Here is a 23,893-nt window from a genome sequence, read left to right on the forward strand (position 1 = left end):
GCCTTAACCGATGCCCATCGTCTGGAGTACCACCAGGCTCAGCCCCATCACCGACATCCCGCACAGGACGCCATAGCTTGGGTTGCTCTGCGGATCGATCTCTTTCGCCAGCGGCATCAGTTCATCGACTGACAGTGCCACCATAATCCCGGCGACGGCAGCCATGATCGCTCCCATCACCAGCGGTGAGACCAGGCTGCCCAGAATCAACCACGCCAGCACGCCGCCCAAAATTTCCGCCATGCCGGAAAGCCCGGCCCAGAGCACCGCCTTGCTGCGCGATCCGGTGGCGGCATACACTGGCCCGGCAACGGCCAGTCCTTCAGGAATATTGTGCAGGGCAACGGCGAGGGCCACGCCCATGCCGAGTTCCAGGTTGTTGCTGGCCGTGACATAGGTGGCGATCCCTTCCGGGAAGTTATGCAGGCTGATACCCAGCGTCAGCAGAATAGCGGTGCGACGTAAATTACGCGGGCGCGGCGCGGCGGGGGTCATCAGATCCTGCGGGTGGGCGTGCGGCAGCAGGCGGTCAAGGCCGAAATAGCCCAGCAGGCCGATGACAAACATCCCGTAACCGAGCAGCGGCGACATACCTTCGGCGGCCAGCGCGGCAGGCAGCATTTCCATCAACGAAATCAATAGCATGATCCCGGCGGCAAAGCCGAGGGAGAAGCCAAGCAGACGGTTAGAGGGTTTCTGACTAATCACGCCAAATATGGCGCCAATAAAGGTTGCGCTACCGGCTAACAGCGTCAATATTAAGGGTGATGACATCGCTACTCTCCCTGTGAAAATAAGTGCATATGAGTATATTGCCTGAGGATGCGCGTACGGGACACGTCCCTTTACCGCGAATTACATTCAAATTTTCTGACGATCATCATCATGGTTATCTGAGTTTATCCTGGCGCAAAAGCGCGTAATGTGAGCACATCACATTGACACCCTAAGGATATCATCATGTCCCGTACCCGAATGCCCGCGTTGTTTCTCGGCCATGGCAGCCCAATGAACGTGCTGGAAGACAACATTTATACTCGCGCCTGGGCTCATCTGGGCGAAACCCTGCCGCGTCCGAAGGCGATTGTGGTGGTCTCTGCGCACTGGTTTACGCGCGGTACGGGCGTGACGGCGATGGAGGCCCCGAAGACCATTCACGACTTCGGCGGTTTCCCGCAGGCGTTGTATGACACCCATTATCCGGCACCGGGCTCTCCGGCGCTGGCGCAACGACTGGTGGAGCTGCTCTCGCCTGTGCCGGTCACCCTCGATAAAGAAGCCTGGGGATTTGACCATGGCTCGTGGGGCGTGTTGATTAAAATGTATCCGCAGGCGGATATCCCGATGGTTCAGTTGAGCATCGACAGCACCAAACCGCCGGCCTGGCATCTCGAAATGGGGCGGAAACTGGCCTCGCTGCGTGATGAAGGCATTATGCTGGTGGCCAGCGGCAACGTGGTGCATAACCTGCGCACCGCCCGCTGGCATGGCGAGAACACGCCGTACCCATGGGCAGAGTCCTTCAATAACTACGTGAAGGCGAATCTGCAATGGCAGGGGCCGGACGAGCAGCACCCGCTGGTTAACTACCTGGCGCATGAGGGGGGCTCGCTCTCCAACCCAACGGCGGAGCATTTTCTGCCGCTGCTGTATGTCCTGGGAGCGTGGGATGGTGTTGAAGCGATGACGATCCCGGTCGATGGCATCGAGATGGGCTCGCTGAGCATGCTGTCGGTAGTGGTTGGCGCCTGATAAGAGATTGTGCTCCGGCGGCGATATCGTCGCCGGAGCACGATGTTATTCGACGAAAATGTGCGGATAGAAGCGCGACAGATCCTGGGTGATCAGCGCCCGATCTTCGCGAATGCCGATCCCGGCGGGCTGATCGTTGATGAGCCAGCTGCCAATCAGCGTGTAGCTATCACCAAACTTCGGCAGGGGGTAAAACTCCTGCACGATGGTCCCTTCTTCCCCGTACGGACCTTCCACCGACTCCACGACCTTGCCCTGCTCAACAATGGAGACGTTGGCCCCTTCACGGGAGAAGATCGGCTTAATGACGTACTTCTCCATCTCCGGGTGGGCATCTTCGCTGAAGTAGGCCGCCAGCAGATTCGGGTGATTGGGGAACATTTCCCATAGCATCGGCAGCAACGCTTTGTTGGAGATAATGCTCTTCCACGCCGGCTCCAGCCAGCGGACGCCGGCGTCTTCCAGCTTGGTGGAGAACATCTCCCGCAGCATAAACTCCCACGGATAGAGCTTGAACAGGTTACCAATCACCTGATCCTGCAGATCGGTAAACTGGCCTTTTTCGCCAAGGCCAATATCTTCGATGTAGAGGAATTCCGTCGCCAGGCCAGCTTCGGCGGCGCAGTCCTGCAGGTATTGCACGGTGCCGCGATCTTCAACGGTATCGCGGCAGCAGGCCATATGCAGCAGCTGGAAGCCAAACTGCTCGCGCAGCTCGCCGAAGCGCTCGATGAGCTTTTCCTGCAAGCTGTTGAACTGGTCACTGCCCGCTGGTAGCTTGCCAGCGTTGAGCTGGTCTTCCAGCCAGATCCACTGGAAGAAGGCCGCTTCATACAGCGAGGTCGGGGTGTCGGCATTGTTCTCCAGCAACTTCGGTTCGCCAACACCATCCCAGGCCAGGTCGAGACGCGAGTAGAGCGACGGCTGGTGGGTTTTCCACGACTGGCGCACAAAGCCCCAGGTGTGTTTAGGGATGCGGAATTTGGCCATCAGCTCATCGCTGGCGATCACTTTCTCCACCACCTGGAGGCACATTTGATGCAGCTCGGCGGTGACTTCCTCCAGCTTTTCCACCTGCGCGAGGGTCAGCTTGTAATAAGCCTCTTCGCTCCAGTAGGGCTCGCCGTACATGGTGTGAAAGTTGAAGCCGTACTCGGTCGCTTTCTCGCGCCAGTCCGGGCGCTCAGTAATACTGACTCTTTCCATGTGAGTTAGCCGCCCATCGAGCGAGAAGAGGACGTTGAGCCTGCGGCGCTACGCTGCATGGTCGACTGCTTCGCCACCGACTCGCCGAAACCTCCGCGGGTCACGGTGGTGGTGGTGGCCGGCTTCGGCGCCATCGCGGTTTTCGGCACGTTCATGGTGCGCCCTGGCTGGGCGGCGCCATAGTTCTTGCCGCTGGCGTCGGTGTACTGACCATAAGCCGGGCTGGCCGGATTTTTCGAGCTGAACAGCGGTTGCTGTTGCGCCATGCCGCCGCCCATCAGGCGGCCCATCATATAGCCGGCCATCAGCGGCATCCAGAAGCTGCCGCTGCTTTGCGCCTGCGCCTGATTTTCCGGGGCGACGCCCGCCTGGGCTGGCGTCTGCTGGCACTGGCCTTCGCCAAACTCGGCGACGCAGTCTTCACGGGTGGCATATTTCGGTGCGGTGCGTTCGGCTTCTTTTACCGCGTTGGTGTAGGCCGTGGTGCACTCAGCTGCTTTGCCCGGATTAGCGGCGGAGCAGTCATCAGCGTTCTGGTACAGCGATACCGTTTCGTCGCTTTTTTCACAACCGGCAAGCATAAAAACCGCGGTGACGGCCAGCGCGACCGGCGTCAGATGACGTGCGCTCCAGCTTTTGCGGAATGACGAGTGATTAATTTTTTTTGTCCGTTTCATATTTGTCTTCCAGGACCCAGTGGTATGGCGTGTGTTAACGCTCAGGATAGAGGATGAGTGGTGGAAAATGAAGCGAAGAGGGGCGATAAGCGGGGGATCTTTACGTTGCCTTACGTTTAACGCATCGCCTGTCCGACGGACAGGCGATGCGCGTCACAGTAATGCGAATTACTGACGGAACGGATTGCTGCTGCTGGTCTGCGTCGTCCGCGTGGACGCCGGTTTCACCGCTGCGGTGGTGTTGCCATAGCCATCGGCGGTGGCATCCTGCTGTGGATTTTCCGGCGCGACGCTGTCCGCGGAGGTGGGGATCGGTTTGCCCAGCGTGTTGTTCAGCGCCACCAGATCCTGCTCGTTCAGGGTACCTAACGCCGACTTGATATTCAGCTCGTTGATCAGGTAGTTATAGCGCGCATTAGAGAGCTGCTGCTTGGCGTTATACAGCGTGGTGGTGGCGTCGAGGACGTCAACGATGGTACGCGTACCCACCGAGTAGCCTGCTTCCATCGCATCCAGGGAGCTTTGCGCAGAGACCACCGCCTGTTTGTAGGCGTTGATGCTGCTGATGGAGGCGTTCACGTTGTTAAACGACGAACGCACAGTCTGCACGACGCTGCGGTGGGCGCTTTCCAGCTGCTCGCTGGCGCCAACGAAGTTGTATTGCGCCTGTTTGACCTGCGAGGTCACCGCGCCGCCCTGATACAGTGGCAGAGAGAAGTTCAGGCCGATTTGGTTCTGCCCAACGTCACTGTCGTTGTAGGCGAGTGGGGTATTGGTTTTTGAACCGTTGTAACGCGTATTCGAGACGCCGGTAGAGGCGGAAAGGTTCAGGGTCGGCAAATGACCGTCCTGCGCCTGGCGAATCTGCTCGCGAGCCAGGTCCTGGCTCAGACGCGCCTGCAGCAGCGACAGGTTGCGGTTCTCCGCTTCCTTCAGCAGGGCGTTGACCGCCTGCGGCTTGTTGGTTTTGAAGCCATTCACGTTCAGCGAGGCCAGCTCCGGGTAGTAGTTGCCGGTGACCTGGCGCAGTTCTTCGACGGCGTTGTCGAGATCGTTACGCGCGGTGACTTCGTTCGCCAGCACGGCGTCGTATTGTGAACGGGCGTTCTGCACGTCGGTGATCGCCACCAGGCCTACGTTAAAGCGCTGCGTGGTTTGATCCAACTGGCGGTAAATAGCCTGTTTCTGCGCTTCGGTATAGGAGAGCGTGTCGATGGCGGCCAGCACTTTAAAATAGGCCGTCGCGGTATTCAGAATCAGCGTTTGCTGATCGGTCTGATACGTGACATCCTGAATCCCTGCCGTTTTTTCCTGCAGCGTCAGGGCGCGCCATTTCGACATATCAAACAGAACCTGCGTTAACTGCAGCGAGCCGCTGGTGACGTTAGAGTTGACGCCGTTGTTGTCGCGATAGCCATTGTTATAGGTATAATCCGCTCCCAGCCCAAGCTGAGGCAGTAATGGACTGCGCGCTTCATTGATCTTTTCGAACGCGGCGTCACGATCGGCTGCCGATTTACGCAGATCGGGGTTGCTGATGCGCGCCTGCTGGTAAACCTGAAGCAGGTTTTCCGCCTGGCTCATGGCGCTGAACCCGGTCAGGCTCAGGCCGATAAGAATGGGGAGCAATTTCTTCATTTGCATTCCTTGTTGTGAAGCATTTAGCGCTGGTCTAATTCTAAGAAAAATTCCGCTGATTGTATCGATTCTGCCGCCGTAAAAAGTTGGCGTTACGTGCCATCCGGCGGTAATTTGCACCAATCTAACATACGGACCGTAAAACGGTAGCCAAACGGTCTGGAAATCCCTAATTTCGGATTCGCAGGACATGACAATGAGCAAACCCATTCAGCAGGGAATTACCTTCTTCAAAAATGATGTAGAAATTATTGCACGCGAAACGCTGTATCGTGGTTTTTTTTCGCTCGATTTATACCGTTTTCGCCACCGCCTGTTTAACGGCGGCATGAGCGGCGAAGTCACCCGTGAAATTTTTGAGCGCGGGCATGCCGCCGTCTTGCTACCCTTTGACCCGGTGCGGGACGAAGTGGTGCTCGTCGAACAAATCCGTATCGCCGCCTATGATACCAGCGAGAGCCCGTGGCTGCTCGAAATGGTCGCCGGCATGATCGAAGAGGGGGAAACGGTGGAAGACGTTGCCCGTCGTGAAGCGCTGGAGGAGGCCGGACTTGAAGTCGGGCGGACGAAACCAATATTAAGCTATCTGGCCAGCCCTGGCGGCACCAGCGAACGGTTATCGATCCTGGTGGGAGAAGTTGATGCATCCACGGCAAAAGGCATTCACGGCCTGGCCGAGGAAAACGAGGATATTCGGGTGCATGTGGTGAGCCGGGAACAGGCTTACCAGTGGGTAGAAGAGGGGAAAATCGATAACGCAGCCTCTGTCATCGCCTTGCAATGGCTGCAATTGCATTATCACAATTTACGAAACGAGTGGACAAAATGAAGCGTTATACACCTGACTTCCCTGAGATGATGCGCCTGTGCGAGACCAACTTCGCGCAGTTGCGCCGCCTGTTGCCGCGAACGGATGCAGCGGGTGAGAAGGTAAGCTATCAGGTGGGAAGCGCGCAGTATCGGTTAACGATAGTTGAATCGACCCGCTACACTACTCTGGTGGCGATAGAACAGACTCTGCCTGCGGTGAGCTACTGGAGCCTGCCATCCATGACCGTTCGCCTCTACCATGATGCCATGGTGGCCGAAGTGTGTTCGAGTCAGCAGATCTTTCGCTTCAAAGCGCGGTATGATTATCCTAATAAAAAGTTGCATCAACGCGACGAAAAGCATCAAATTAACCAGTTTCTGGCCGACTGGCTGCGTTACTGTTTAGCACATGGAGCGATGGCGATTCCGGTTTGTTAGCGTCGTTAAACCTAAGGACACCATTTGGAAAGCCTGTTAAACCTACCTCTGGCTGGTGAGGCCAGAGTCAGGATCTTACAAATTACTGATACTCACCTGTTTGCTGAAAAACATGAAACGTTGTTAGGCATTAATACCTGGGAAAGTTATCAGGCCGTACTGTCGGCTATTCATGCCTCACAGCGTCCATGTGATCTGATTGTCGCAACAGGCGATCTGGCGCAGGACCACTCCTCCGCGGCCTATCAGCATTTTGCTGAGGGTATCGCGAGTTTTGCTGCACCCTGCGTCTGGCTACCGGGTAACCATGATTTCCAGCCGGCGATGTACAGTACGCTGCAGGAGTCAGGCATTTCACCCGCCAAACGTGTGTTTCTCGGCGACCACTGGCAGATCCTGCTGCTGGACAGCCAGGTGTTTGGCGTTCCCCATGGCGAGCTGAGCGACTTCCAGCTGGAGTGGCTCGAACACAAGCTGGCGGAAGCGCCGGAGCGTTATACCTTACTCCTGCTGCACCACCATCCGCTGCCTGCTGGTTGCAGCTGGCTGGATCAGCACAGCCTGCGCAACGCTGGCGCGCTGGACCGCGCGCTGAGCGCCTGGCCGCGGGTGAGGCATCTGCTGTGCGGCCATATTCATCAGGAGCTGGATCTGGACTGGAATGGCCGGCGCATGATGGCGACGCCGTCGACCTGCGTTCAGTTCAAACCGCACTGCGCCAATTTCACTCTGGATACCGTCTCACCCGGCTGGCGCTGGCTGGAGCTGCATCCTGATGGGACGTTGACCACCGAAGTGTGCCGCCTGGAAGGCGCCGAGTTTCACCCGGATATAGCTTCAGAAGGCTACTGATGGCGACGCTTCTTTATCTGCACGGCTTTAACAGTTCCCCGCGCTCGGCGAAGGCGATGGCGTTAAACACCTGGCTGTCGCAGCAGCACCCCGACATCACCATGGTGGTGCCGGAGCTGCCGCCTTATCCGGCTGAAACGGCAGAGCTGCTGGAATCCATTGTGCTGGAGCATGGCGGCGAGCCACTCGGGGTTGTGGGGTCGTCGCTGGGCGGCTACTACGCGACCTGGCTGTCGCAGTGCTTTATGGTGCCGGCAGTGGTCGTCAACCCGGCGGTGCGCCCGTTTGAACTGCTGAACAATTTTCTCGGCCACAATGAGAATCCATACACCGGGCAGCAATATGTGCTAGAGTCTCGCCATATTTACGATCTCAAAGTCATGCAAATCGACCCGCTTGAAGCGCCGGATTTACTCTGGTTGCTGCAGCAGACCGGGGATGAAGTGCTTGATTACCGCCAGGCCGTTCATTACTACGCCTCCTGCCGGCAAACGGTGGAGGAGGGCGGTAATCACGCATTTGTCGGCTTTGACGATCATTTCACTCAGATTATCGAATTTCTCGGCCTGTGCTAAACGGCCCTGAACGACCTACGAATACACACCATGACGCAATCTTCATATAACGCTGATGCCATTGAGGTACTCACCGGGCTAGAGCCGGTGCGCCGCCGTCCGGGCATGTATACCGACACCACCCGTCCTAACCATCTTGGTCAGGAAGTTATTGATAACAGTGTGGATGAAGCGCTGGCAGGCCACGCCAAACGCGTGGAAGTTATCCTTCATGCCGACCAGTCCCTGGAAGTCATTGACGACGGGCGCGGCATGCCGGTCGACATCCACCCGGAAGAAGGGGTGCCGGCGGTCGAGCTGATCCTCTGCCGACTGCACGCGGGCGGGAAGTTTTCCAACAAAAACTACCAGTTTTCCGGCGGCCTGCACGGGGTCGGGATCTCGGTGGTCAACGCCCTGTCAAAACGCGTAGAGGTGAATGTTCGTCGCGACGGTCAGGTCTACAGCATCGCCTTTGAAAACGGTGAAAAAGTAGAAGATCTGCATGTCACCGGTACCTGTGGCAAACGCAATACCGGGACCAGTGTCCATTTCTGGCCGGACGAAAGCTTCTTCGACAGCCCGCGTTTCTCCGTTTCGCGTTTGACCCACCTGCTAAAAGCGAAAGCGGTGCTGTGCCCCGGCGTGGAAATCGTCTTTCGCGATCAGGTCAACGACAGCGAGCAGCGCTGGTGCTATGCCGATGGCCTTAACGACTACCTGTGCGAAGCCGTAAACGGCTTGCCGCTGTTGCCGGAAAAACCGTTCGTCGGCACCTTCTCCGGCGAGACGGAAGCCGTGGACTGGGCGCTGCTGTGGCTGCCGGAAGGCGGCGAACTGCTGACCGAAAGCTACGTCAACCTGATCCCGACCATGCAGGGTGGGACGCACGTTAACGGTCTGCGTCAGGGGCTGCTGGATGCGATGCGGGAGTTCTGCGAATACCGTAATATCCTGCCGCGCGGCGTGAAGCTGTCAGCGGAAGATATCTGGGATCGCTGCGCCTACGTGCTGTCGGTGAAAATGCAGGATCCGCAGTTCGCCGGGCAAACCAAAGAGCGTCTGTCGTCGCGCCAGTGCGCGGCGTTCGTCTCTGGCGTGGTGAAAGATGCCTTCAGCCTGTGGCTGAACCAGAACGTGCAGGCTGCTGAACTGCTGGCGGAGATGGCTATCTCCAGCGCCCAGCGTCGTCTGCGCGCTGCCAAGAAAGTGGTGCGTAAAAAGCTGACCAGCGGTCCGGCGTTGCCGGGTAAGCTGGCGGACTGTACCGCGCAGGACCTGAACCGCACCGAGCTGTTCCTCGTCGAAGGGGACTCGGCGGGCGGTTCAGCCAAGCAGGCGCGCGATCGCGAATATCAGGCGATCATGCCGCTGAAAGGCAAGATCCTGAATACCTGGGAAGTCTCTTCCGATGAAGTGTTAGCTTCGCAAGAAGTTCACGACATTTCGGTGGCGATTGGTATTGACCCGGATAGCGATGATTTAAGCCAGCTGCGCTACGGCAAAGTTTGTATTCTGGCGGATGCGGACTCCGATGGTCTGCACATCGCTACCCTGCTGTGCGCGCTGTTTGTGAGACATTTTCGTACTCTGGTGAAAGAGGGGCACGTCTACGTCGCGCTGCCGCCGCTGTACCGTATCGACCTTGGTAAAGAGGTCTACTACGCGCTGACGGAAGAAGAAAAAACCGGCGTGCTGGAGCAACTGAAGCGCAAGAAGGGCAAACCAAACGTCCAGCGTTTTAAAGGTCTGGGTGAGATGAACCCAATGCAGTTGCGGGAAACCACGCTTGATCCGAACACCCGCCGCCTGGTGCAACTGGTGATCAGCGATGAGGATGAACAGCAGACCACGGCGATGATGGATATGCTGTTGGCCAAGAAGCGTTCCGAAGACCGTCGCAACTGGCTGCAGGAGAAGGGCGATATGGCGGACCTGGAAGCCTGAGTCTGCACGTTTCACCAGACGTAAAAGGGAGCCTCAGGCTCCCTTTTTCATTTCACGACTGCGTCGGCGGGCTTAGACGCCAGGCTGCAGGATACGGATGGTGGTTTCCAGCACATCGCCTTTGACCGCTTCCGACCAGGCTTTCATGTGCGGCGTCTGCAGGTGCGCTTCAAGATGCGCGACGCTTTCCCACTGCTCCACCATGACGATAGAGTCGGGGGCCGTGGTCTGGAAGCTGACGCCAGCGGCATGATCTACCATCGGCGCGTAGCCGTGGCAGCCGGCCTCCTGCAAAACGGTCGGAATGATTTTCGCGAACTGATCGAGAACCGCCTGACGGTGGTGCTGGCCCGGGCGGGTACGGATTTCTGCAATCACTGTTAACATGGTTAACTCAACTCCTTCTGTGTGTATCTCGTCATACTCCAGGTTCGAATAACTCGAAATATGTAGAGCGTAGACCTGTAGTTAACCAAAAATTTCCGCCAGATGCTTGCGATATTCTGCGATATACCGTGGGACATCAGGCATTTTAATCACGTCGTTGGCGATAAAGGTCGGCAGCGCCTCCAATCCCAGGAACTGGTTGGCTTTATGGAACGGCAGGTAAACGCCGTCAACGCCAACGCCGTGGAAGAACTGGTCTTCGTCGGTGAAGGCTTCCATCGGCGCGTTCCAGGTCAGGGAGAGCATATATTTTTTCCCCTGCACCAGGCCGCCGGAGCCATATTTTTTGCTGGCGTCGGAGCGGGTACGACCGTCGCTGGCGTACAGCGAGCCGTGGCCTTCGGTAAAGACATCATCCATATATTTCTTCACCGTCCACGGCGCGCCCATCCACCAGCCAGGCATCTGCCAGATCACCACATCGGCCCACAGGAAATTCTGCACTTCTGCTTTTACGTCGTACTCGCTTTCGGCGCGAACGCTTTTAACATCGTGCCCGGCGTCGCGCAGATAACTCTCCGCGACCTCGGTCAGGGTGTCGTTCAGCTGGCCATTCGAGTGTGCGAACTTTTTTGCGCCATTGATAATCAGGATGTTGCTCATCATTTGTCCTCAATCTTGAAAATTTGCCGACGATCTTACCCCGCGAAGCGGGGCAGTAAAATGAGCAAAATGTGCAAAGTCTTTTGCCAAATGAGCAATAATCTCGCTACCAGTACACGCGGGCTTCGAAGCCGCCGTCGCGCGCGTTGGCGAAATCAACCTGCATGCCATGCAGCGAGGCGATGCGCCGGACGATCGACAGGCCCAGGCCGCTGCCCGGCGCGTCCTGCCCCGGCGGGCGATAAAAACGCTCGCCGATGCGCGCCAGTGCCTGCGGGCTAATGCCTGGGCCGTTATCACGCACCCGAAACTCGCGGGCGTTGAGCGTGATATCAACCTGGCTGCCGCGCGGGCTGTAGCGCACAGCGTTATCCAGCAGGTTGCGTACCAGCAGGCTGAGCAGCAGCGGCTGGCCGGTGCGGGCGATGCCGGCGGCATTAAGATGCAGGCGCAGCTCAATCCCGGACTGCTGCGCGTGGTGATACATCTCCATCACCGCCGACTGTAGCAGGTCGTCGATGGCGACCGGTTGCACGTCATCCAGTTGGGCGAGTGAGTCCAGCCGCGACAGCGTCAGCAGCTGATCGACCAGCCGGGTGGCGCGATCGATCCCCTGGTGGAGCTGGGCCAGCGCTTTCTCACGTCCTTCTGCATCGTCCATAGAGAGCTGGGCGACTTCGGTCTGCACCTTCAGTGCCGCCAGCGGGCTGCGCAGCTCATGGGCGGCATCAGAGGTAAACCGACGTTCGCGCAGCATGGCGTCGTGGGTGCGCTGGAACAGCTGATTCAGGGCCTCGACCAGCGGGCGGACTTCGGAGGGGATCTTCTCCACGCTGAGCGATTCCGCTGAATCCGGCGCGCGCAGGCGCAGCGTGCGCGCCAGCTTTTTCAACGGCGCCAGTTCGCGGCTTAACAGCACGATAAGCAGCACGAACATCAGCGGCAGGGCGATCATCCACGGGGTGAGCTGCGAGGTCACGATATCCATCGCCATTTCACGCCGATAATCCCACTCCTGGCCGACGGCGATGCGATGGCGACCGTCGGCGGTGGTTAGCCACAGGAAGCGCCATTCGTCATCATCGCCGCGCAGGTAGCCATCACTGAACCCCTCGCGCTGCGAGTTCCACTGGATATCCTCCCCGTTCTCACCGTCGTTGAGCACCATGGTGCCGTCGCGGGTGAAGATGGCGAACGCCAGCGCGTCGTCGTCGATGTGTCCATGCCGCACCTTTTTCTTTTCACCGAGCGATGCGGGCGGGGCGTGGAGTTCATCGAAATGCATGGCGCTCAGGCGGCGGGCGAACAGCAACTGCTGGGTATCGAACAGCTTATCCAGCTTTTTGCTGGTTTGCTGCCAGGCGATCACGCTGGCGATGCCCCAGGCGGCCGCGGTCAGCACAGCAAACAGCAGCGTCAGACGGACGCGCAGGCTCAGGCGGGCAAGTCGTTTCATGCGTCACCCAGGGTATAGCCGATGCCGTGGACGGTGCGGATAAACCCGCTGCCGAGTTTGCGGCGTAGATGATGGACGTGAACTTCCACGGCGTTGCTGGAGACCTCGTCGTCCCAGGTGTAGAGCTTTTCTTCGATAAGCTTGCGCGGCAACACGCGACCGGCGTTACGCAGCAGCAGTTCCAGCAGGGCGAACTCTTTCGGCTTTAGTACCAGGCTCTCGCCGTCGAGGCTGGCGGTTAAGCGGTTCGGGTCGAGGCTCACCTTGCCGTGGCGCAGCTCGCTGCTGCTCTGGCCGTGCGCGCGACGGATCAACGCTTCAAGACGTGCCGCCACTTCAATCAGGGCGAAAGGTTTGCACAGGTAGTCATCGGCGCCGAGCCGTAGCCCCTCCACTCGCTGGCTGAGCGCATCGCGGGCGGTGAGGATCAGCACCGGCTCATGGCGGCCCTTGTCCCGCCATTCGCGCAGAATATCGAGGCCATCGATGCCGGGGAGGGTGAGATCCAGGATTGCGGCGTCGTAGGGGGCGCTGTATAAGGCATTCTTGCCCTCCAGTCCGGCGGTAAACCAGTCGATGCTGAAGCCCATTTTGCTTAGGCCGGCTTTGATGCCGTCACCGATCAGCTTGTCATCTTCCACCAATAATATGCGCATGTTTCCCTCCGACGATCCTGTTTCTTAGCGCAGTAAACCGCGTTGAAGCCGGCGATGTACAGCATTAAAATTTCTTTTTTCCGCTTAAGAAGTCGTTAAGTTTTGTCAGGCGTAATAGGAGCCATATCAACACGAAGGGAGAACACATCATGAAGAAAATTGCTGCGATGACCGCGATCGTTGCCCTGGTTTCCATGCCGGTGCTGGCTGCCGAACAGGGCGGGTTTACCGGTCCTTCTTCGACCACGCAGGTCAGTTCGACCGCGCAGGCTGGCGGATTCACCGGCCCGAGCGGCGCGGTGACCACTGTCGCCAATGCCAAATCGCTGCGGGACGATACCTGGGTGACCCTGCGCGGCAAGATAACCGAGCGCATTTCTGACGATCTGTATAAGTTTCAGGATGCTTCCGGGGTGATCAATGTCGATATCGATCACAAGCGCTGGAACGGCGTGACCGTCGGCCCGCAGGACACGGTAGAAATTCAGGGGGAAGTCGATAAGGACTGGAACTCGGTAGAAATCGACGTTAAACAGATCCGTAAAATCGCGCCATAAGTCTTCGTCAGATAAGCGCAAGATCGGTCAGGAATCGCTATCCTCGCTCTGTCAGAGTATGTCGCGAGGAGGAGACGATGAACGATATTAAGGCCAGCCCGGCGTATGCCGGGCGCTTCCAGCGTGTCTGTAGGTACATTGCGCGCCATCTTGATGAGCCGCTGTCGCTGGAGGCGCTGAGCGCGATAGCGCACAGTTCGCCTTACCATTTTCACCGGCAATTTAGCGCTTATACCGGCATTCCATTGTACCGGTATATTCAGTGGTTGCGTCTGCGACGCGCCTGTTGGCGCCTGGCGTTCAACCCACGCGATAAAGTCATCGATATTGCCCTTGATGCCGGATTTCAGAATGCGGAGTCGTTCAGTCGTGCCTTCCGTACCGCGTTTGACCAAAGCCCGACCCAATTCCGTCAGCAACCGGACTGGGCCGAGTGGCATCGACGCGTACCGAAACATACGCTACAGGAGCAAACGTCGATGGACGTCAATATTATTTCGTTCCCCACCACCCGGGTAGCCGTACTGCAACATCGCGGTAGCCCGGACCTTGTCAACGCGACCGCCGCGCGTTTTATCGCCTGGCGTAAGACGAGCGGATTATCGCCCGTCGCCACCAGCGATACCTGGGGGATCGCCTGGGACGATCCGCAGACCACCCCGCAGGAGGCATTTCGGTTTGATATCTGCGGCACGGTCGAACGGCCGGTCGGTGAAAACGCCTTTGGCGTGATTAACGGCGAAATCCCCGGCGGACGCTGCGCCGTCGTGTGCCATCACGGCTCGCTGGACACGCTGGCGAACAGCGTTTGGTTTCTCTATCGCGACTGGTTACCCGCGTCAGGCGAGACGTTACGGGATTATCCGGTGTACTTCCGTTACCTCAATTTTGTCCATGAGGTGGCTGAGCATGAACTGCAAACCGATATTTATCTGCCGCTGGCCTGATTAAGCGTGACGGAATCCTCAGCCGATCTCACGCCCTGTGACTCAGGGCGTGAGATCGGGTATTATCGCGGGTAGTTTTGCCGTCCGAACGGTCGGTACCCAGATTGAGGATCCACGATTAATGAGCGATATGGCAGAGCGCCTTGCGCTGCATGAATTTACGGAAAATGCTTACCTGAACTACTCCATGTACGTGATTATGGACAGGGCATTACCGTTTATTGGCGATGGCTTAAAACCGGTCCAGCGTCGCATCGTCTATGCGATGTCCGAGCTGGGGCTGAACGCCAGCGCGAAATTCAAAAAGTCCGCCCGCACCGTCGGCGACGTGTTGGGTAAATATCACCCGCACGGCGACAGCGCCTGCTATGAAGCGATGGTGCTGATGGCGCAGCCGTTCTCTTACCGCTACCCGCTGGTAGACGGGCAGGGGAACTGGGGGGCGCCGGACGATCCGAAATCCTTCGCGGCGATGCGTTACACCGAGTCCCGCCTGTCGAAATACGCCGAATTGCTGCTCAGCGAACTGGGGCAGGGCACCGTTGATTGGGTACCGAACTTTGACGGTACGATGCAGGAGCCGAAAATGCTGCCTGCGCGTCTGCCGAACATCCTGCTTAATGGCACCACCGGCATCGCGGTGGGCATGGCCACTGATATTCCGCCGCACAACCTGCGTGAAGTCGCCAAAGCGGCCATTACGCTGATTGAGCAGCCGAAAACGACCCTCGACGAACTGCTGGATATCGTGCAGGGGCCGGATTTCCCGACCGAGGCGGAGATCATCACCCCGCGGGCGGAAATTCGCAAAATCTACCAGAACGGACGCGGCTCAGTGCGCATGCGCGCAGTGTGGAGCAAAGAGGACGGCGCGGTGGTGATTAGCGCGCTGCCGCACCAGGTCTCCGGCGCCAAAGTGCTGGAGCAGATTGCGGCGCAGATGCGCAATAAAAAGCTGCCGATGGTCGACGACCTGCGCGACGAATCGGACCACGAAAATCCGACTCGTCTGGTGATTGTCCCGCGCTCCAACCGGGTGGATATGGAACAGGTGATGAACCACCTGTTTGCCACTACCGATCTGGAAAAAAGCTACCGCATCAACCTCAATATGATCGGCCTCGACGGACGCCCGGCGGTGAAAAACCTGCTGGAGATCCTCAGCGAATGGCTGGTGTTCCGTCGCGATACCGTGCGTCGCCGTCTGAACCATCGGTTAGAGAAAGTGCTTAAGCGCCTGCATATCCTCGAAGGTTTGCTGGTGGCGTTTCTCAATATCGATGAAGTGATCGAGATCATCCGCACCGAAGATGAACCGAAGCCAGCCCTGATGTCGCGCTTTGGCATCAGCGAAACCCAGGCGGAAGCGATTCTGGAATTAAAACTGCGCCACCTCGCCAAACTGGAAGAGATGAAGATCCGCGGCGAGCAGGACGAGCTGGAAAAAGAGCGCGACCAGCTGCAGGCGATTCTGGCTTCTGAACGTAAGATGAACAACCTGCTGAAAAAAGAGCTGCAGGCTGATGCCGATGCTTTCGGCGACGATCGCCGCTCGCCGCTTCACGAACGTGAAGAAGCGAAAGCGATGAGCGAGCATGATATGCAGCCGTCTGAGCCAGTGACTATCGTCCTGTCGCAGATGGGCTGGGTGCGGAGCGCCAAAGGGCACGACATTGACGCCCAGGGCTTGAGCTATAAAGCGGGCGACAGCTGGAAGGCCTCGGCGAAAGGCAAGAGCAACCAGCCGGTGGTGTTTATCGATACCACCGGACGCAGCTATGCCATCGATCCGATTACCCTGCCTTCCGCGCGTGGCCAGGGTGAGCCGCTTACCGGTAAGTTGACTCTGCCGCCGGGCGCGACCGTGGAACATATGCTGATGGAAAGCGACGATCGCAAGCTGCTGATGGCTTCCGACGCTGGCTACGGTTTTGTCTGCACCTTCAACGATCTGGTGGCGCGCAACCGTGCCGGTAAAGCGCTGATCACCCTGCCTGACAATGCGCACGTGATGCCGCCGCTGGTGATTGAGGACGAGTCCGATATGCTGCTGGCCATCACCGCCGCCGGGCGGATGCTGATGTTCCCGGTGAGCGATCTACCGCAGCTGTCGAAAGGCAAGGGCAACAAAATTATCAGTATTCCGGCGGCGGAAGCCGCAGCCGGGCAGGATGGCCTGGCGCATCTGTTTATCCTGGCTCCGCAGAGCACGCTCACCATCCATGTTGGCAAACGGAAGATCAAACTGCGTCCGGAAGAGCTGCAAAAAGTCACCGGCGAGCGTGGCCGCCGCGGTTCGCTGATGCGCGGACTGCAGAAGATTGACCGTGTCGAAATCGACTCGCCGCGCCGCGCCGCGGCAGGCGATAGCGAAGAGTAAACGCCTCTCCTCCCGTCGTTGACGGGAGGAGGCGAAAAAATGCCGCAAAATCGTTGTTTATTCAGACGTTGCGATTAACAATGTCCATCACCAGGGACCCAGGAAGAACGGTCCCGGCCTGCGCAGAACTGATGAGCCTGCCTTCTGTCAGCAGCGAATAATTCTAAGCGATTTGGGTTTTAGAGGTAGCTATGCTATTAATTTTTCGAGTAATTTTTGTGGTCATTTATTGCATCGTAGTGTGCATACTTGGCTGTTTGTACTGCTTGTTCAGCCCGCGTAATCCAAAACATGTCGCCACTTTCGGCCATCTGTTTGGCCGCTTATCTCCGGTATTTGGCCTGAAGGTAGAACTGCGTAAACCTGCCGATGCGGAAAGCTATGGCAACGCGATCTACATCGCTAACCACCAGAACAACTATGATATGGTGACGGCGTCGAACATCGTGCAGCCGCCGACGGTCACCGTGGGTAAAAAAAGCCTGCTGTGGATCCCGTTCTTTGGCCTGCTCTACTGGCTGACGGGCAACCTGCTGATTGACCGTAATAACCGAACTAAAGCGCATGGCACCATTGCTGAAGTGGTGAATGCGTTTAAAAAGCGTAAAATTTCGTTCTGGATGTTCCCGGAAGGAACCCGTAGCCGCGGCCGCGGCCTGCTGCCTTTTAAAACCGGTGCCTTCCACGCAGCGATTGCCGCCGGAGTGCCGATTATTCCGGTGTGCGTGTCCAACACATCGAACAAAATTAAGCTCAATCGCTGGAACAACGGTCTGGTGATTGTTGAGATGCTGCCGCCGGTGGATACCAGTCAGTTCGGTAAAGACAACGTGCGCGCGCTGGCGACGCATTGCCGCGAGCTGATGGCCGCCAAAATTGCTGAGCTGGACAACGAAGTGGCCGAGCGCGAAGCGGCTAAAAAGTCATAAGACAGGAAACGCCGCCAACGCGCGCGTATTGCTGGCGGGAAACGAATTCCCTTTTTCATTTGTCAGTATGTCATGGAGTTAATATGTCACTCAGTCGGCGTCAGTTTATTAAGGCTTCCGGCGTAGCGCTGTGCGCTGGCGCCGCGCCGCTGAAAGCCCATGCCGCCGGCCAGCAGCTCGCGCTGCCGGTTCCGCCGCTGCTGGAATCGCGTCGCGGTCAGCCGCTGTTTCTGACGCTGCAGCGTTCGCACTGGTCGTTTACGCCAGGCACTCGCGCCCCCGTCTGGGGGATCAATGGCCGCTACATGGGGCCGACGATCCGCGTCTGGAGCGGGGACGACGTCAAGCTTATCTACAGCAACCGTCTGACAGAGAATGTCGCGATGACCATCCGCGGCCTGCAGGTGCCTGGCCCGCTGATCGGCGGTGCGGCGCGCATGATGTCGCCGAACGCCGACTGGGCGCCGGTGCTGCCTATCCGCCAGAGCGCTGCTACCTTGTGGTATCAGGCCAACACGCCGAACCGGATGGCGAAGCAGGTGTACAACGGCCTGGCCGGCATGTGGCTGGTGGAAGATGAGGTCAGCAAGAACCTGCCAATCCCTAACCACTACGGCGTTGATGACTTCCCGGTGATTATTCAGGACAAGCGGCTGGATAACTTCGGCACGCCGGAATATAGCGAACCGGGGAGCGGCGGCTTCGTTGGCGATACGCTGCTGGTTAACGGCGTGCAGAGCCCGTATGTCGAAGTGTCGCGCGGCTGGGTGCGCCTGCGCCTGCTGAACGCCTCCAACTCCCGGCGCTATCAGCTGCAGATGAGCGATGGCCGACTGCTGCATGTGATTTCCGGCGACCAGGGGTTCCTGCCGGCGCCAGTCTCGCTCAAACAGCTGTCGCTGGGGCCAGGGGAACGGCGTGAAATTCTGATCGATATGACCAACGGCGATGAAGTGTCCATTACCTGCGGTGAAGCGGCCAGCATTGTCGACCGCATCCGCGGCTTTTTTGAACCGTCAAGTATCCTGGTCTCCACGCTGGTGCTGACCTTGCGGCCGACCGGGCTGCTGCCGCTGGTCACCGACAGCCTGCCGGTGCGCCTGCTGCCGACCGAACTGCTCTCCGGCACGCCGATCCGCAGCCGGGATATCACCCTCGGCGACGATCCGGGTATCAACGGCCAGCTGTGGGATCCGCAGCGTATCGATATCACGGCGCAACAGGGGACCTGGGAGCGCTGGACGGTGCGTGCCGACCGCCCGCAGTCGTTCCATATTGAAGGGGTGATGTTCCAGATCCGTAACGTCAATGGCTCGACGCCCTTCCCGGAAGACCGTGGCTGGAAGGACACCGTGTGGGTCGACGGGCAGGTTGAACTGCTGGTCTACTACGCCCAGCCGTCGTGGTCGCACTTCCCGTTCCAGTATCTGAGCCAGACGCTGGAGCTTGCCGACCGCGGCTCGATTGGCCAGATGCTGGTGAATCCGGCGCCGTAATCTTCGCAACCCTGGCCGGAACACGGTCAGGGTTTGAGAAAATCCTCCTTCATTTCCACTATCATTCCGGCTTATAATCCACGCCCTTTTGGTTATTTTTTTATCATTTCCCCCGGAAGCAATATGAGCGCAATATCCCTGATCCAACCGGATCGTGACCTTTTTTCCTGGCCGCAATACTGGGCTGCCTGTTTTGGCCCTGCGCCATTTTTACCGATGTCGCGTGAAGAGATGGACCAACTTGGCTGGGATAGCTGCGACATTATTCTGGTGACCGGCGACGCCTACGTCGACCACCCGAGCTTCGGGATGGCCATCTGCGGCCGTATGCTGGAAGCGCAGGGTTTCCGGGTAGGGATCATTTCCCAGCCGGACTGGAACAGCAAAGAAGACTTTATGCGCCTGGGTAAGCCGAATCTGTTCTTCGGCGTGACGGCGGGCAATATGGACTCGATGATCAACCGCTACACCGCCGACCGTAAGCTGCGCCATGATGATGCTTACACCGCTGGCAACGTGGCGGGCAAGCGTCCGGATCGCGCCACCCTGGTCTACACCCAGCGCTGTAAAGAGGCGTGGAAAGACGTGCCGGTGATCCTCGGCGGCATCGAGGCCAGCCTGCGCCGTACCGCGCATTATGATTACTGGTCCGATACCGTGCGCCGCTCGGTGCTGGTGGACTCCAAGGCCGATATGCTGATGTTCGGTAACGGCGAGCGCCCGCTGGTGGAAGTCGCGCATCGCCTGGCGATGGGTGAATCCATCGACCAGATCCGCGATGTGCGCAATACCGCCATCATGGTGAAAGAGGCGCTGCCGGGCTGGAGCGGCGTCGATTCCACCCGCCTGGATACTCCGGGGAAAATCGACCCGATCCCGCATCCGTATGGTGAGGATCTGCCGTGCGCCGATAACAAGCCGGTTGCGCCGAAAAAGCAGGAAGCCAAAAGCATCACCGTGCAGCCGCCGCGGCCCAAACCGTGGGAAAAGACCTACGTGCTGCTGCCTTCCTTCGAGAAGGTGAAAGGCGATAAAGTCCTGTACGCTCACGCTTCGCGTATTCTGCACCACGAAACTAACCCCGGCTGCGCCCGGGCGCTGATGCAAAAGCATGGCGAACGCTATATCTGGATCAACCCGCCGGCAATCCCGCTCTCGACTGAAGAGATGGACAGCGTCTTCGCGCTGCCTTACAAGCGTGTGCCGCATCCTGCTTACGGCGACGCGCGTATCCCGGCGTACGAGATGATCCGTTTCTCGATCAACATCATGCGCGGCTGCTTCGGCGGCTGTTCGTTCTGCTCAATCACCGAGCACGAAGGGCGCATTATCCAGAGCCGTTCAGAAGACTCGATCATTAATGAAATCGAAGCCATTCGCGACACGGTGCCCGGCTTTACCGGGGTGATCTCCGATCTCGGCGGCCCAACGGCCAACATGTATATGCTGCGCTGTAAATCGCCACGCGCTGAGCAGACCTGCCGCCGTCTCTCCTGCGTCTACCCGGATATCTGCCCGCACATGGATACCAACCACGAGCCGACGATCAATCTTTACCGTCGCGCCCGTGAGCTGAAGGGCATCAAGAAGATCCTTATCGCCTCTGGCGTACGCTATGACATCGCGGTAGAAGATCCGCGCTATATCAAAGAGCTGGCGACCCACCACGTCGGCGGCTATCTGAAGATCGCCCCGGAGCATACCGAAGAGGGGCCGCTGTCGAAGATGATGAAGCCGGGGATGGGCAGCTACGACCGCTTTAAAGAATTGTTTGATACCTATTCGAAGCAGGCGGGTAAAGAACAGTATCTGATCCCGTACTTTATCTCCGCCCATCCGGGAACCCGCGATGAAGATATGGTGAACCTGGCGCTGTGGCTGAAGAAACATCGCTTCCGTCTCGACCAGGTGCAGAACTTCTATCCGTCGCCGCTGGCGAACTCGACCACCATGTATTACACCGGCAAGAACCCGCTGGGCAAGATTGGCTATAAGAGCGAAGAGGTGGTGGTGCCGAAGGGCGAGAAACAGCGCCGTCTGCATAAAGCGCTGCTGCGCTATCACGATCCGGCAAACTGGCCGCTGATCCGTCAGGCGCTGGAGTCGATGGGCAAGAAGCACCTGATTGGCTCACGTCGCGACTGCCTGGTGCCAGCCCCGACGCTGGATGAGATGCGCGAAGCGCGTCGCCAGAACCGCCATACCCGCCCGGCACTGACCAAGCACACGCCGATTGTGCATCAGCGTTCTAACGGTGAAGCGACGGCGAAAAAGCCCGTCAAACGCGGTAAAGTCGCCGGGCGTTAAGCCTGACGTTGTGCCCGGTAGCGTTTTGCTGACCGGGCCGGTTGGAGAGCCGGACAGGCGTCAGCGCTATCCGGCTTTTTTATAGGTTAGCCGCCAAACTGATCCGGATCGGGCCCTAAACGCTTGCCCTGGTCCAGCTTGGCGATTTCGCTGAGTTCGTCTTTGTCGAGACGGAAATCCCAGACGTTAAAGTTCTCGGCGATACGCGACGGCGTCACTGATTTCGGGATCACCACCAGACCGCTATCAAGATGCCAGCGGATGACGATCTGCGCCGGCGTTTTGCCGTATTTATCGGCGAGCTGGTGGATGACTTTCTGATCGAAAACCCCTTTACCGCCCTGGGCCAGCGGGCTCCAGGATTCGGTCTGGATCTTGTGGGTGGCGTTCCAGGCGTGCAGCTGACGCTGCTGCAGCAGCGGATGGAGCTCAATCTGGTTGATCGCCGGGGCGACGCCAGTTTCATCAATCAGCTTCTGCAGATGCGGGACCTGGAAATTACACACGCCGATACTTTTTGCCAGCCCCTGCTGTTGCAGTTCGATCAGCGCCTGCCAGGCCTCGACGTAATGGCCGATCGCCGGCACAGGCCAGTGGATTAAATAGAGATCCACATAGTCCAGCTTCAGCTTGCTGAGACTCTCTTTCAGCGCCTCGTGCGGCCGTTTTTGATCGTCGTTCCACAGTTTGGTGGTGATAAAGAGCTCATCGCGATTGACGCCTGCGCTGTGCAGCGCGTTGCCGACGCCAGCCTCATTTTGGTACGCGGCGGCGGTGTCAAAAGAGCGATAACCGACTTCCAGCGCCTTATGAATGGCAGAGACGACTTCCTCGTTGCCAGCTTTCCACACGCCGAGACCCAGCTGCGGCATCAGGTTGCCGTCGTGTAGTTTTATAACGGTTGGATGTGTCATGCCTTCCTCCTGTTAATGAACTCGGCGAGGCAGAATCCGCCGAGGGGTAGCATTAAGTCTGGACGAAATAGCTAAAAACGGTAGTAAAAACACCTCTCCCCGACGTTTGTTTAACGTAAGGAGAGGTGAATCAGGCGGGGATAAATTAGCGGGCTGCCTCGTAAATACGGCGGCTGACGTCCAGCGTGATATCCTGATGTTCGCCCAGTTTGGTCATGCCGTGCTCTTCCAGTTTCGCCAGCAGCGCCGGGATGGAGCTACCGTCGAGACCGTAATCGGAGAGACGGGTCGGCACACCCATCTGCTCGAAGAACTGGCGCGTCGCGGCGATGGCGGCATCAATACGTTGGTCGTCGGAACCCTCTGTGATATTCCACACGCGCTCGGCATACTGCAGCAGTTTCGCACGTTTGCTGTCGCGCTTCTCATTCCACAGCGCCGGCAGAACGATAGCCAGCGTCTGGGCGTGATCCAGGCCGTGCATCGCCGTCAGTTCGTGGCCGAGCATATGCGTCGCCCAGTCCTGCGGCACGCCTGCGCCGATAAGACCGTTCAGCGCCTGCGTCGCCGCCCACATAATATTGGCGCGCACATCGTAGTTCTCTGGCTCCTGCAGCGCTTTCGGGCCATCTTCCACCAGCGTCAGCAGAATGCCTTCGGCGAAACGGTCCTGAATTTTGCCGTCAACCGGGTAGGTGACGTACTGTTCAACGGTATGGACGAAGGCGTCAACCACGCCGTTGGCGACCTGGCGCGGCGGCAGAGTATAAGTGTAAACCGGATCGAGGATTGCGAACTGCGGCTGAACGTGCGAAGACATAAACGCGCGTTTGTCGCCGGTGGTTTTCCGCGAAATGACCGCCCCTTTGTTTGATTCAGAACCGGTCGCCGGAAGAGTCAGAACCGAACCCATTGGAATGGCGCTGGCGATCTTACTGCCATAAGTTTCCAGAATTTCCCACGGATCGATAGCGACGTCGTAATGGGCCGCCGCGGCGATGAACTTGGTGCCATCCAGGACTGAACCGCCGCCGACCGCCAGCAGGAAAGTGACCTTCTCTTCACGGGCGAGCTTCACGGCGTTCATCAGGGTTTCGTAAGACGGGTTCGGCTCGATGCCGCCAAATTCAAGGACATCCAGGCCATTCAGGGCGGTGAGTACCTGATCCAGGACGCCCGTTTTTTTCACGCTGCCGCCGCCGTAGGTGATCAGTACGCGAGCCTCCGCCGGGATCTGTTCACGCAGCTTTTCAATCGCGCCTTTGCCAAACAGAATGCGGGTTGGGGTATGCAGGTCAAAATTATTCATTGCTAGTGTCCTCAAAAG

22 protein-coding genes are annotated in these 23,893 nt (G+C 58.2%); 12 read left to right on the plus strand and 10 right to left on the minus strand.

Annotated features, from left to right (window positions below):
- Positions 1-3: 3 nt before the first annotated feature.
- Positions 4-774 (minus strand): zinc transporter ZupT, encoded by a 771-nt coding sequence (gene zupT, locus CWM53_RS14875; RefSeq protein ID WP_100631766.1) that lies wholly within the window; start codon positions 772-774, stop codon positions 4-6.
- A gap of 186 nt (positions 775-960) precedes the next feature.
- Between zupT and ygiD the strand changes: the two genes are divergently transcribed.
- Entirely contained in the window at positions 961-1,752 is a 792-nt protein-coding gene (gene ygiD / locus CWM53_RS14880) for a 4,5-DOPA dioxygenase extradiol (protein WP_074387574.1), read from the plus strand.
- 45 nt (positions 1,753-1,797) lie between these two features.
- Here the strand turns inward: ygiD and CWM53_RS14885 are convergent, their stop codons facing one another.
- The 3 genes from CWM53_RS14885 to tolC all read right to left on the minus strand — a co-directional run bounded on the left by CWM53_RS14885 (position 1,798) and on the right by tolC (position 5,273).
- Positions 1,798-2,958: a glutathionylspermidine synthase family protein gene (locus CWM53_RS14885; protein WP_100631767.1), complete on the minus strand. Its 1,161-nt coding sequence runs from the start codon at positions 2,956-2,958 to the stop codon at positions 1,798-1,800.
- A gap of 5 nt (positions 2,959-2,963) precedes the next feature.
- Positions 2,964-3,635, minus strand: coding sequence for a DUF1190 family protein (locus CWM53_RS14890; RefSeq protein WP_061153288.1), 672 nt, complete (start codon positions 3,633-3,635; stop codon positions 2,964-2,966).
- A gap of 168 nt (positions 3,636-3,803) precedes the next feature.
- Entirely contained in the window at positions 3,804-5,273 is a 1,470-nt protein-coding gene (gene tolC, locus CWM53_RS14895) for an outer membrane channel protein TolC (protein ID WP_100631768.1), read from the minus strand.
- Positions 5,274-5,469: 196 nt separating this feature from the next.
- Here tolC and nudF point away from each other — a divergent pair, with 196 nt between their 5' ends.
- The 5 genes from nudF to parE are packed head-to-tail and all read left to right on the plus strand — an operon-like array spanning position 5,470 to position 9,874.
- Positions 5,470-6,102, plus strand: a complete 633-nt coding sequence (nudF, locus tag CWM53_RS14900) for an ADP-ribose diphosphatase (RefSeq protein ID WP_074387575.1) — start codon at positions 5,470-5,472, stop codon at positions 6,100-6,102.
- A complete protein-coding gene (locus tag CWM53_RS14905; protein ID WP_002916847.1) occupies positions 6,099-6,521 on the plus strand; it encodes a DUF1249 family protein in 423 nt (140 codons plus the stop codon). The genes nudF and CWM53_RS14905 overlap by 4 nt, the downstream gene beginning before the upstream one ends.
- Before the next feature lie 24 nt (positions 6,522-6,545).
- Positions 6,546-7,373 (plus strand): 3',5'-cyclic-AMP phosphodiesterase, encoded by an 828-nt coding sequence (cpdA, locus tag CWM53_RS14910; protein WP_061153291.1) that lies wholly within the window; start codon positions 6,546-6,548, stop codon positions 7,371-7,373.
- The gene (gene yqiA, locus CWM53_RS14915; protein ID WP_061153292.1) at positions 7,373-7,948 is read left to right on the plus strand and encodes an esterase YqiA; all 576 of its coding nucleotides are present in this window, start codon (positions 7,373-7,375) and stop codon (positions 7,946-7,948) included. Before cpdA ends, yqiA begins: the two co-directional genes overlap by 1 nt.
- Before the next feature lie 30 nt (positions 7,949-7,978).
- Complete coding sequence (gene parE, locus CWM53_RS14920; RefSeq protein WP_061153293.1) at positions 7,979-9,874, plus strand: DNA topoisomerase IV subunit B; 1,896 nt, start codon at positions 7,979-7,981, stop codon at positions 9,872-9,874.
- 72 nt (positions 9,875-9,946) lie between these two features.
- Here the strand turns inward: parE and CWM53_RS14925 are convergent, their stop codons facing one another.
- From CWM53_RS14925 to qseB, 4 genes are all read right to left on the minus strand, one after another.
- Positions 9,947-10,261 carry a putative quinol monooxygenase gene (locus tag CWM53_RS14925; RefSeq protein ID WP_008806512.1) on the minus strand — a complete coding sequence of 105 codons (315 nt, stop codon included), beginning with the start codon at positions 10,259-10,261 and terminating at the stop codon, positions 9,947-9,949.
- A gap of 81 nt (positions 10,262-10,342) precedes the next feature.
- Positions 10,343-10,924 (minus strand): NAD(P)H-dependent oxidoreductase, encoded by a 582-nt coding sequence (locus CWM53_RS14930; protein WP_100676278.1) that lies wholly within the window; start codon positions 10,922-10,924, stop codon positions 10,343-10,345.
- A gap of 106 nt (positions 10,925-11,030) precedes the next feature.
- Entirely contained in the window at positions 11,031-12,380 is a 1,350-nt protein-coding gene (qseC, locus tag CWM53_RS14935; RefSeq protein ID WP_100676279.1) for a quorum sensing histidine kinase QseC, read from the minus strand.
- Entirely contained in the window at positions 12,377-13,036 is a 660-nt protein-coding gene (qseB, locus tag CWM53_RS14940) for a quorum sensing response regulator transcription factor QseB (protein ID WP_008806509.1), read from the minus strand. Before qseB ends, qseC begins: the two co-directional genes overlap by 4 nt.
- Positions 13,037-13,185: 149 nt before the next feature.
- Here qseB and CWM53_RS14945 point away from each other — a divergent pair, with 149 nt between their 5' ends.
- From CWM53_RS14945 to CWM53_RS14970, 6 genes are all read left to right on the plus strand, one after another.
- Positions 13,186-13,593 carry a YgiW/YdeI family stress tolerance OB fold protein gene (locus CWM53_RS14945; protein WP_008806508.1) on the plus strand — a complete coding sequence of 136 codons (408 nt, stop codon included), beginning with the start codon at positions 13,186-13,188 and terminating at the stop codon, positions 13,591-13,593.
- 77 nt (positions 13,594-13,670) lie between these two features.
- Positions 13,671-14,540, plus strand: a complete 870-nt coding sequence (locus tag CWM53_RS14950; RefSeq protein WP_100730005.1) for an AraC family transcriptional regulator — start codon at positions 13,671-13,673, stop codon at positions 14,538-14,540.
- A 121-nt stretch (positions 14,541-14,661) separates the two neighbouring features.
- Positions 14,662-16,920, plus strand: coding sequence for a DNA topoisomerase IV subunit A (gene parC, locus CWM53_RS14955; protein ID WP_100730004.1), 2,259 nt, complete (start codon positions 14,662-14,664; stop codon positions 16,918-16,920).
- Between the two features lie 191 nt (positions 16,921-17,111).
- On the plus strand, positions 17,112-17,849 hold the full coding sequence (plsC, locus tag CWM53_RS14960) for a 1-acylglycerol-3-phosphate O-acyltransferase (RefSeq protein WP_061153300.1): 738 nt from the start codon (positions 17,112-17,114) through the stop codon (positions 17,847-17,849).
- 83 nt (positions 17,850-17,932) lie between these two features.
- Positions 17,933-19,345: a cell division protein FtsP gene (gene ftsP, locus CWM53_RS14965; protein WP_061153301.1), complete on the plus strand. Its 1,413-nt coding sequence runs from the start codon at positions 17,933-17,935 to the stop codon at positions 19,343-19,345.
- A 33-nt stretch (positions 19,346-19,378) separates the two neighbouring features.
- Complete coding sequence (locus CWM53_RS14970; RefSeq protein WP_162676924.1) at positions 19,379-21,652, plus strand: YgiQ family radical SAM protein; 2,274 nt, start codon at positions 19,379-19,381, stop codon at positions 21,650-21,652.
- Positions 21,653-21,738: 86 nt separating this feature from the next.
- Here the strand turns inward: CWM53_RS14970 and dkgA are convergent, their stop codons facing one another.
- Both dkgA and yqhD read right to left on the minus strand, forming a co-directional pair.
- Positions 21,739-22,566, minus strand: coding sequence for a 2,5-didehydrogluconate reductase DkgA (dkgA, locus tag CWM53_RS14975; RefSeq protein ID WP_061153303.1), 828 nt, complete (start codon positions 22,564-22,566; stop codon positions 21,739-21,741).
- A 145-nt stretch (positions 22,567-22,711) separates the two neighbouring features.
- The gene (yqhD, locus tag CWM53_RS14980; RefSeq protein ID WP_074387578.1) at positions 22,712-23,875 is read right to left on the minus strand and encodes an alcohol dehydrogenase; all 1,164 of its coding nucleotides are present in this window, start codon (positions 23,873-23,875) and stop codon (positions 22,712-22,714) included.
- Positions 23,876-23,893 lie beyond the last annotated feature (18 nt).

Origin of the sequence: Klebsiella sp. A-Nf5 (assembly GCF_002810545.1) — a bacterium.
Classification (GTDB): Bacteria; Pseudomonadota; Gammaproteobacteria; order Enterobacterales; family Enterobacteriaceae; genus Klebsiella; species Klebsiella variicola.

Coding starts and splice junctions, on each gene's coding strand:
- parE (WP_061153293.1), top strand. CDS start 7,979: ATGACGCAATCTTCATATAACGCTGATGCCATTGAGGTACTCACCGGG.
- CWM53_RS14925 (WP_008806512.1), bottom strand. CDS start 10,261: ATGTTAACAGTGATTGCAGAAATCCGTACCCGCCCGGGCCAGCACCAC.
- yqhD (WP_074387578.1), bottom strand. CDS start 23,875: ATGAATAATTTTGACCTGCATACCCCAACCCGCATTCTGTTTGGCAAA.
- CWM53_RS14945 (WP_008806508.1), top strand. CDS start 13,186: ATGAAGAAAATTGCTGCGATGACCGCGATCGTTGCCCTGGTTTCCATG.
- CWM53_RS14885 (WP_100631767.1), bottom strand. CDS start 2,958: ATGGAAAGAGTCAGTATTACTGAGCGCCCGGACTGGCGCGAGAAAGCG.
- tolC (WP_100631768.1), bottom strand. CDS start 5,273: ATGAAGAAATTGCTCCCCATTCTTATCGGCCTGAGCCTGACCGGGTTC.
- CWM53_RS14890 (WP_061153288.1), bottom strand. CDS start 3,635: ATGAAACGGACAAAAAAAATTAATCACTCGTCATTCCGCAAAAGCTGG.
- qseB (WP_008806509.1), bottom strand. CDS start 13,036: ATGCGCATATTATTGGTGGAAGATGACAAGCTGATCGGTGACGGCATC.
- CWM53_RS14930 (WP_100676278.1), bottom strand. CDS start 10,924: ATGAGCAACATCCTGATTATCAATGGCGCAAAAAAGTTCGCACACTCG.
- dkgA (WP_061153303.1), bottom strand. CDS start 22,566: ATGACACATCCAACCGTTATAAAACTACACGACGGCAACCTGATGCCG.
- CWM53_RS14905 (WP_002916847.1), top strand. CDS start 6,099: ATGAAGCGTTATACACCTGACTTCCCTGAGATGATGCGCCTGTGCGAG.
- qseC (WP_100676279.1), bottom strand. CDS start 12,380: ATGAAACGACTTGCCCGCCTGAGCCTGCGCGTCCGTCTGACGCTGCTG.
- ftsP (WP_061153301.1), top strand. CDS start 17,933: ATGTCACTCAGTCGGCGTCAGTTTATTAAGGCTTCCGGCGTAGCGCTG.
- CWM53_RS14950 (WP_100730005.1), top strand. CDS start 13,671: ATGAACGATATTAAGGCCAGCCCGGCGTATGCCGGGCGCTTCCAGCGT.
- zupT (WP_100631766.1), bottom strand. CDS start 774: ATGTCATCACCCTTAATATTGACGCTGTTAGCCGGTAGCGCAACCTTT.
- nudF (WP_074387575.1), top strand. CDS start 5,470: ATGAGCAAACCCATTCAGCAGGGAATTACCTTCTTCAAAAATGATGTA.
- ygiD (WP_074387574.1), top strand. CDS start 961: ATGTCCCGTACCCGAATGCCCGCGTTGTTTCTCGGCCATGGCAGCCCA.
- yqiA (WP_061153292.1), top strand. CDS start 7,373: ATGGCGACGCTTCTTTATCTGCACGGCTTTAACAGTTCCCCGCGCTCG.
- plsC (WP_061153300.1), top strand. CDS start 17,112: ATGCTATTAATTTTTCGAGTAATTTTTGTGGTCATTTATTGCATCGTA.
- parC (WP_100730004.1), top strand. CDS start 14,662: ATGAGCGATATGGCAGAGCGCCTTGCGCTGCATGAATTTACGGAAAAT.